This window comes from Dietzia maris (assembly GCF_014144855.1).
Lineage (GTDB): Bacteria > Actinomycetota > Actinomycetes > Mycobacteriales > Mycobacteriaceae > Dietzia > Dietzia kunjamensis.
On record NZ_JAALDN010000563.1, the window covers coordinates 1 to 7,731 of the forward strand.

Sequence of the window (7,731 nt, forward strand, 5' to 3'; positions counted from 1 at the left end):
GGCGGACGTCGGCGTCGCGGCTGAGCAGGTAGCCGACCGCGACCTCGTCGACGAGGTCGGCGTCGAACGTGCCGGCCGCCGCGTCATCGAGGTGCAGCCGCCCGTGGGCCTCGAGCGCCACCCGCGCACGGGCGAGGGCCGATCCGGAGCGGCCACGGGCCCGCTCACCCGGGGTGAGGGCGTCGGTGGGGATGTCGACCCCGACCGGCAACGGCACCGTGCCTCCCAGGCGCGCGAACTCGGCGTCCAGTCGACCGAGAGTGACGTCGAGGTCCACGCCGACCGGGGTGTGCCCGTCCACCAGCGGGGCGACCATCGACCACGCCTCGAGGAGCGTGGGGGCGAGAAGGACATCGGAGACGGTGATGCCGTAGTCCGTCCGCGCCCGGGCCAGGTCGCGCTGGGGATTGACCAGCGTCGTCACCGCGGTGCCGTCGGGGAAGGCGATGGCGAGCTCCACCGGCCGGGGCCGGGACCGGGGCCCGTCCTCGCCGACGGACACCACCGCGACAGCGCAGTAGCGGCGGGCCGAGGGCCCACCGTCCGGCGCCCGCAGGAACCGGATGATCCGCCGGTCCGTCTTGAGGTCCCCTGGCAGCACCGGCCGGGTGAGGACGAGGCCTTCCAGAGACCGGCAGCGGCTCAACGCCACGTAGAGCTGCCCCGCCACGAACGTGCCGCCGCCGAGATCCACGACGACCCTGTCCAGGGTCTGTCCCTGGCTCTTGTGGATGGTCACCGCCCAGGCGAGGGTGAACGGGAACTGGGTGAAGGACCCGACCACCTCGTGTCGCAGACCGCCGCCGTCCGTCACCGGTCGGGTGACGTCCCAGGTGTGGAGCGCGACCTCGGCGACCTCACCGCCGGTGAATGCGACGACGACGACGGGTCCTCGCTCTCCGCGGTCGCCCCGTCGCCCGAGGGTCACATCGAGCACCCGTCCGATGGATCCGTTCACCCACCGGTCCGCCGGGTCGTTGGTGAGCATCATGACCTGCGCGCCGACCTTGAACCCCAGCACCTCCCGGGTGGGGAGCTCGAACCCGGTGAGATCGCCGGTGCGAGTCGCCTCCATCGCCAGCTCCGACCCGGAGAGTCGATCGAGGCGGCGTTGGTTGTGGCTCGCGGCCCTGCGGTTGGTGGTGGTGAGCGTCAGCCAGAACTCGTCGTCCGGCGGATCGAAGTCCGGGTCGGTGCGGGAGTTGAGTCGTTCGCGGGCCGGGCCGACGAGAGCGCCCTCGCGGATCGAGTTGAGGGTCGCGGTGAGCTCGGGATCACCGGACTGCCGGAAGACATGGGTGAGGTCGACGGTGGGGAAGTGCTCGGGGTGGTATCGCTCGGCGGAGAAGAAGTACGGCGTCGGGTAGGTCGACTCGAAGGGCGATCTCTCGGACGCGGTCACCACCGGCGGTAGCTGGAAGAGGTCGCCGACGAGGACGAGCCGGACGCCCCCGAACGGCATCGTCGGGTCCGGGCCGAACCTCTCGAGCGCGATGGCGACCATGTCGAAGACGTCGGCCCGCAACATCGACACCTCGTCGATGACGAGCGTGTGGGCGCCGGCGAGGGCCTGGGTGAATCGCCCGGGACGGTAGGCGCTGCTGCGCACGTGGTCGACCGTGTGGTCGGGGTGGAAGCCGAACAGCCGGTGGATGGTGTAGCCGCCCACGGTGAGGGCTGCGATCCCGGTGGGCGCGGCGACGAGGGTGGGGTGGTCGGTCTCGGCGAGGAACCGGCGGATCAGGGTCGACTTTCCGGTTCCGGCCCTACCGGTGAGGAAGAGGTCGTGGCCCGAGTGTAGGAGCTCGAGTGCGCGGTCGACCTCGTCGGTGAGCACGAGTCCGCGTCCGGGGTCCACAGGCATCCGATCATCGCTCATCTGCGTCTCCCCTCGGCCGCGGCCGTCGGCGTCCAACGACCGCGGGCCGGACCTCCAGGTGGAGATCCGGCCCGCGGTCGGGTGCTGTCGGGGAATCAGTGCCCGTCGTGGCGACGAGACCGGTTCTCCTCCTGCAACGTGGTGAGCATCGAGTGCTCGCGGTGGTGCTTGTCGTGGTCGGCGTCCTCGAGCAGACGGGCCTCCTCGACCGGGTCGGCCTTGAGGGCGCCCCGCGGGGGACGGCCGGCCACACCGAGCTGGTTCATCTTGGTGGGCACCTTCGCGCCGGCGTAGGCGAGCGGAACGGCGTGACCGTGCTCGTCCATCTCGCCGAGCGGCTGGTGCACCTCGATGAACTCGCCCTGCGGCATCCGCATGATGATGCCGGTCTCGATCCCGTGCTCCAGAACCTCGCGGTCCGCGCGCTGGAGACCCAGGCACAGGCGGTAGGTGGCGAAGTACGCCAGCGGCGGCAGGAGGATCAGGCCGATTCGACCCGCCCACGTCGTCGCGTTGAGCGAGATGGAGAAGAAGTACGAGATGAGGTCGTTGGACCCCATCAGGACCAGGATCACGTAGAACGTGATCGCCATCATGCCCGCAGCGGTGCGGACGGGCACGTCACGCGGACGCTGCAGCAGGTTGTGGTGCGACTTGTCGCCCGTGATCTTGGACTCGATCCACGGGTACGCGAACATCAGCGCGACCATGGCGCCCAGCATGACGGCCACCCAGGTGGTCGCGGTCACGGTGTACGGGCCGAGGTAGAGCTCCCAGGCCGGCATCACTCGCGCGCCGCCCTCTGTCCACAGCATGTACCAGTCGGGCTGCGAGCCCGCCGAGATGTGTGAGGGGTTGTACGGCCCGAGGTTCCATATCGCGTTGATCGTGAACAGGCCCGAGAAGAGCATGAGCATGCCGACCGTGATGGCACCGAAAGCGATCGACTTGACGGCGAAGACCGGGAGGATCCGGACGCCGACGACGTTGTTCTCCGTGCGGCCGGGCCCGGGGAACTGCGTGTGCTTCTGGTACCAGACCAGCGCCAGGTGGGCGGCGATCAGCGCGAGGATGATCGCGGGGATGATCAGCACGTGCAGGACGTAGAAGCGCGGGATCATCAGCTCGCCGGGGAAGTCCCCGCCGAAGATCAGCCAGTGCATCCAGGTGCCGATGACCGGCAGGCCGACGATGATGCTCGAGGTGATCCGGAGGCCGGTGCCCGAGAGGACGTCGTCCGGCAGGCCGTAGCCGAGGAAGCCCTCGACGATGCCCAGGAGCAGCAGCACACAACCGATGACCCAGTTGGCCTCACGCGGGCGACGGAACGCGCCGGTGAAGAAGATGCGGATCATGTGGACGACCATCGAGGCGACGAACAGCAGGGCCGCCCAGTGGTGGATCTGGCGCACGAAGAGTCCGCCACGGACCTCGAACGAGATGTTCAACGCCGTCTCGTAGGCACGGGAGATCTCGATGCCGTTGAGCGGTGCGTAGGCACCCTGGTAGATCACCTTCGACAGGGACGGGTCGAAGAACAGGGTGAGGTAGACACCCGAGATCAACAGGATGATGAAGCTGTACAGGGCGATCTCGCCCAGCAGGAAGGACCAGTGCGTCGGGAAGACCTTGTTGATCTGCCGGCGCAGGCCCTTGGACATGGTGTACCGCGAGTCCAGGCCATCGCCCAGTGCCGCGAGTCTCGTGTTGTTGCTCATGAACGACGCTCCCAGAAGGCAGGTCCGACCGGCTCGATGAAGTCACCGTTGGCAACGAGGTAACCCTCGCTGTCGGCGGCGATGGGCAGCTGCGGCAGTGCACGGGCGGCGGGGCCGAAGATCGGCTTCGCGTACTCGAGCGCGTCGAACTGCGACTGGTGGCACGGGCAGAGGAATCGATGGGTCTGCTGCTCGTACAGCGACGTGGGGCAGCCGAGGTGGGTGCAGATCTTCGAGTAGGCGTACAGGTCGCCGTAGTTGAAGTTCTCCTGGCCCTTGCGCTTGGTCACGCGGGCCGCGTCCTCGGGACGGAAACGGATCAGCATGACCGCGTTGCGTGAGCCGTGGATCGAGTGCATGTGCTCTTCGAAGTTGCCCAGGGCGCTTGCGGGGAGGGGGAAGACGGACTCGAGGCCACCGGCGGAGAGATCCTCCACATGGATGCGCTCGAGGCGACCCTCGCCGGCCGGCGGGTGCCCGTCGGGGTACACCTTGCCGGTGTCGCGGCCGAGGTAGACCTTCTCCGGCGGGAGGCCGTCGGGACGGGTGTCGGACGCCAGGGTCCAGCCGGTGGTGTGCAGGGTGCCGTCTCCGGCGAGCGTCATCTCCCCGCGCTTCCACGGGTTCTTGATCATGCCGCCGAGCGGCAGGATCGCGGAGAGGCCGATGAGCCCCACACCCGCACCGAGGAAACCGCCCATGACCTTGCGGCGACCGAGGGTGGAGGTCTTCCAGGAGTCGTTGAGCTCGGCGACGAAGGTGCGCCGGTCGAGATCGTCCGAGGCGCCGTCGTGGCGGGTCTGGACCGAGATCTCCTCGGGGATGAACTTCTTGGTGAACTGCACCGCGCCGAAACCCAGGAACAGGATCGACAGCCCGATCGTGAGGCCGAGCAGCGGGGTGTAGGTCATGTACAGCCAGTAGCCGTCCTCGCCCTCGCCGCGGTACTCCCACGGCCAGAAGATGTAGACGACGGCGAAGGCGAGGCCGAACAGTGCCGACAGCGCGAACCAGGTGGTGACGGTCAGCGCCGCGCGCTTCTCGGCGCGGGTGGTGGTGCCCTCCGGGAAACGGGCCTCGCGGAACCGGACGTCGACCTCGTCGAGTTCGGTGCCCAATCGCACGAGCTCGGCATCGCTCATCCGGTCGAGGTCCGCCGGGGACGGGTTCTTCGGGGTCTCACTCATGAACGGGATCCGATCCACAGGGTCGCACCGATGAGGGCGACGATGCCGACAAGCCACATGGCCACACCTTCGGTCACGGGGCCGAGCCCGCCGAGGCCGTAGCCTCCGGGCGAGACCTTGCTGTCCGCGTCCTTGATGAAGGCGATGATGTCCTTCTTCTCGTCAGGCGTGAGCTGGCGGTCCGAGAACTTGGGCATGTTCTGCGGCCCGGTCAGCATCGCCTGGTAGATCTCCTGCTCGTTGGCAGGGTCGAGAGTCGGGGCGTACTTACCCGCCGACAGTGCGCCACCGCGGCCGGTGAAGTTGTGGCAGGACGCGCAGTTGAGCCGGAACAGCTCGGAACCGCGGGCGATCTCCTCCGAACGACTCTCGCCGGAGGCGCCGCGCAGCGACTCCTGAGCGATGGTGCCGTCCGGGTTGGTGATGATGCCCGGTCCACCGCCGTGGACGTCGACATACGCCGCCAGGGCGATGATCTGGTGCTCGCTGTAGCGGGGCTTCTTGCGCTCCGCCTGGGCCTCGTTGTCCGCCGCGGGCATGCGGCCGGAGTGGACCTGGAAGTAGGTCGATCCCGCACCGACGCCCACGAGCGAGGGACCGCGGTCCTCGACACCCTGCAGGTTCTGGCCGTGGCAGGTGATGCAGGCGACGTCGTAGATCGACTTGCCCTCGGCGATGAGCGCGGCCTGGTCCTGCTGGGCCGTCGCCACCTGCGGCTCGGGCACGACTGCCGTGGCGATGGCTCCCGCGCCGAGGAGGCCGGCGGCGATGACGAGCGCGCCGGTCGCCTTGCGGCGCCGCTTGGTGGACGCCGGACGCGTCGGGGTCGTCGCCGGGTCCGGCGACGGCGTGTCCGCAGCGGGTGGGTGAGGTGAGTTCATTGTGAGTTCCCTTTGGTGTTGGGACCTGCTGGACACAGCGTCCTGCGGCCAGCTGCTACTGGATGAAGTAGATGGTGACGAAGAGGCCGATCCAGACCACGTCGACGAAGTGCCAGTAGTACGACACCACGATGGCGGCCGTGGCCTGCGCCGGGGTGAACCGCGACATCGTGGTCCTCATGACGAGGACGACGAAGGCGAGGACACCCGCCGCGACGTGGAGACCGTGGAAGCCGGTGGTGATGAAGAAGACGGACCCGTAGACGCTGGAGGAGATGGTGGTGCCCTCGAGGACCAGCATCACGTACTCGTACGTCTGGCCGATGAGGAAGACCGTGCCCATCACCGCGGAGATGATGTACCAGCGGCGGAGGCCGAAGACGTCACCCTGCTCGGCGGCGAACACGCCCATCTGGCAGGTGAACGACGACGCCACGAGGATGACGGTGATCGTCAGGGCGAACGGCACGTTGAGGTGCACCGGGTAGGAGGGCCAGTCACCTCCCGAGTTCGCCTTGGAGACGAAGTACATCGCGAACAGACCCGCGAAGAACATCAGCTCCTGGGACAGCCAGACAATGGTGCCCACACTGACCATGTTCGGCCGATTCAGCGAATGAACACGCTGGGCCATGGCCGATCCTGAGTTATCTACTGCGCTCGTCACGTGGCCAAGTATGACCCCTGAGGAGGGACGAGTCTGCACGGACCCCCGAAATTGGCGTGTCTGTCCAGCGTTTCCGCAGGTCGCTTCGGAAACCCTCAGGGCAAGGGTCGGTATTGGTCCCCCTTGCAGGGGCTATCAGGGCACTCTCAGGAGAGCCCCGGCCGCTCGCCGCCGCCGGAGTGCAGGGTGTCAGCGCACGGGCCGGGTCGGAACAGTGGCACGATTGACGACGTGCGGGCGGCGCCCTGTGGGGCGTGTCCGTTTCCATGACACCAGAGGAGGTCGGGACACGTGGGCAGTTCGGCAGCGTTCGACGGGGGCCGGTCGTGGCCCGGGGTTCTCGGCACCCTCACCGCGGGCGGGGACCTCGATCCGGCGGAGGCCGGGTGGGCGATGTCCCGGATCATGGAGGGTGTCGCCACCGACGCTCAGATCGCAGCCTTCGGCGTTGCCCTGAAGATGAAGGGCGTCACGGGTCCGGAGCTCGATGCGCTGGCCTCGACCATGCTCGACTACTCCCGTCGGGTGCCCACTGATCGTCCCTGCGTGGACATCGTCGGTACCGGTGGTGACCGCCAGGGCACGGTGAACATCTCGACGATGTCCTCTCTCGTGGTGAGCGCCTGCGGAGTGCCCGTGGTCAAGCACGGCAACCGGGCGGCATCGTCCAAGAGCGGCGGTGCCGATGTGCTCGAGGCGCTCGGGGTGGCGATCGACCTCGGCCCGGAGGACGTCGGGCGGTGCCTCGACGAGGTGGGCGTGGCCTTCTGCTTCGCGCCCGTGTTCCATCCCGCGCTGCGTTTCGCCGCGACCCCCCGGCGTGAGATCGGGATCCCGACCGTCTTCAACATCCTCGGGCCTCTCACGAATCCCGCGGCACCCGCCGCGAACCTCATCGGCTGCGCCTTCGAGGGGCTGATGACGGTGATGGCGGAGGTGTTCGCGCTGCGCGGCAGGTCGGCGCTCGTGGTGCGTGGGTCGGACGGCCTCGACGAGATCACCATGACCGGTCCCACCCGGGTGCTGCGGGTCTCGGACGGTCATGTGGACGAGGATCAGGTCGAGCCCGCCGACTTCGGGATGAGCACCTGCTCGATCGAGGAGTTGCGGGGCGGGGACGGCGTCCACAACGCCGGGGTCGCCCGCGATCTCCTCGCGGGAGCACGGGGCCCGGCGCGCGATGCGGTATTGCTCAACTCCGCGGCCGCGCTGGTGGCCTTCGACGGTCTCGAGCGTGGTTCCGACCTGGTATCTGCCATGCGGGCCGCGGTGGACCGGGCCGCCGCGGCGATCGACGACGGCGAGGCGGCGCGGCTGCTCGAGAAGTGGGCCGGGTTCAGCGTGCGCTGACGAGTCCGGTCCCGCGGTGCTCGGCGGCGGCGCTCTCGGCCAGGGTCGC

At 68.5% G+C, this 7,731-nt stretch carries 6 protein-coding genes; 1 reads left to right on the forward strand and 5 read right to left on the reverse strand.

Annotated features, from left to right (window positions below; genetic code table 11):
• The 5 genes from G6024_RS16285 to ctaE all read right to left on the reverse strand — a co-directional run.
• Positions 1 to 1,879, reverse strand: a 1,879-nt coding sequence (locus G6024_RS16285) for an AAA family ATPase (protein WP_235027953.1), incomplete at its 3' end; no start/stop codon positions are given.
• 95 nt (positions 1,880 to 1,974) lie between these two features.
• On the reverse strand, positions 1,975 to 3,597 hold the full coding sequence (qcrB, locus tag G6024_RS16290) for a cytochrome bc1 complex cytochrome b subunit (RefSeq protein ID WP_159149175.1): 1,623 nt from the start codon (positions 3,595 to 3,597) through the stop codon (positions 1,975 to 1,977).
• Entirely contained in the window at positions 3,594 to 4,784 is a 1,191-nt protein-coding gene (gene qcrA, locus G6024_RS16295; protein ID WP_119192992.1) for a cytochrome bc1 complex Rieske iron-sulfur subunit, read from the reverse strand. The genes qcrB and qcrA overlap by 4 nt, the downstream gene beginning before the upstream one ends.
• Positions 4,781 to 5,665, reverse strand: a complete 885-nt coding sequence (gene qcrC, locus G6024_RS16300) for a cytochrome bc1 complex diheme cytochrome c subunit (protein ID WP_159149176.1) — start codon at positions 5,663 to 5,665, stop codon at positions 4,781 to 4,783. The genes qcrA and qcrC overlap by 4 nt, the downstream gene beginning before the upstream one ends.
• Before the next feature lie 55 nt (positions 5,666 to 5,720).
• On the reverse strand, positions 5,721 to 6,332 hold the full coding sequence (gene ctaE / locus G6024_RS16305) for an aa3-type cytochrome oxidase subunit III (protein ID WP_159149177.1): 612 nt from the start codon (positions 6,330 to 6,332) through the stop codon (positions 5,721 to 5,723).
• Between the two features lie 291 nt (positions 6,333 to 6,623).
• Between ctaE and trpD the strand changes: the two genes are divergently transcribed.
• Positions 6,624 to 7,682 (forward strand): anthranilate phosphoribosyltransferase, encoded by a 1,059-nt coding sequence (gene trpD / locus G6024_RS16310; protein ID WP_159149178.1) that lies wholly within the window; start codon positions 6,624 to 6,626, stop codon positions 7,680 to 7,682.
• The last annotated feature ends 49 nt before the right edge of the window (positions 7,683 to 7,731 follow it).

Bases quoted from the DNA above. Each gene is read 5' to 3' on its own strand.
- qcrB (WP_159149175.1), bottom strand. From the start codon at position 3,597: ATGAGCAACAACACGAGACTCGCGGCACTGGGCGATGGCCTGGACTCG.
- qcrA (WP_119192992.1), bottom strand. From the start codon at position 4,784: ATGAGTGAGACCCCGAAGAACCCGTCCCCGGCGGACCTCGACCGGATG.
- qcrC (WP_159149176.1), bottom strand. From the start codon at position 5,665: ATGAACTCACCTCACCCACCCGCTGCGGACACGCCGTCGCCGGACCCG.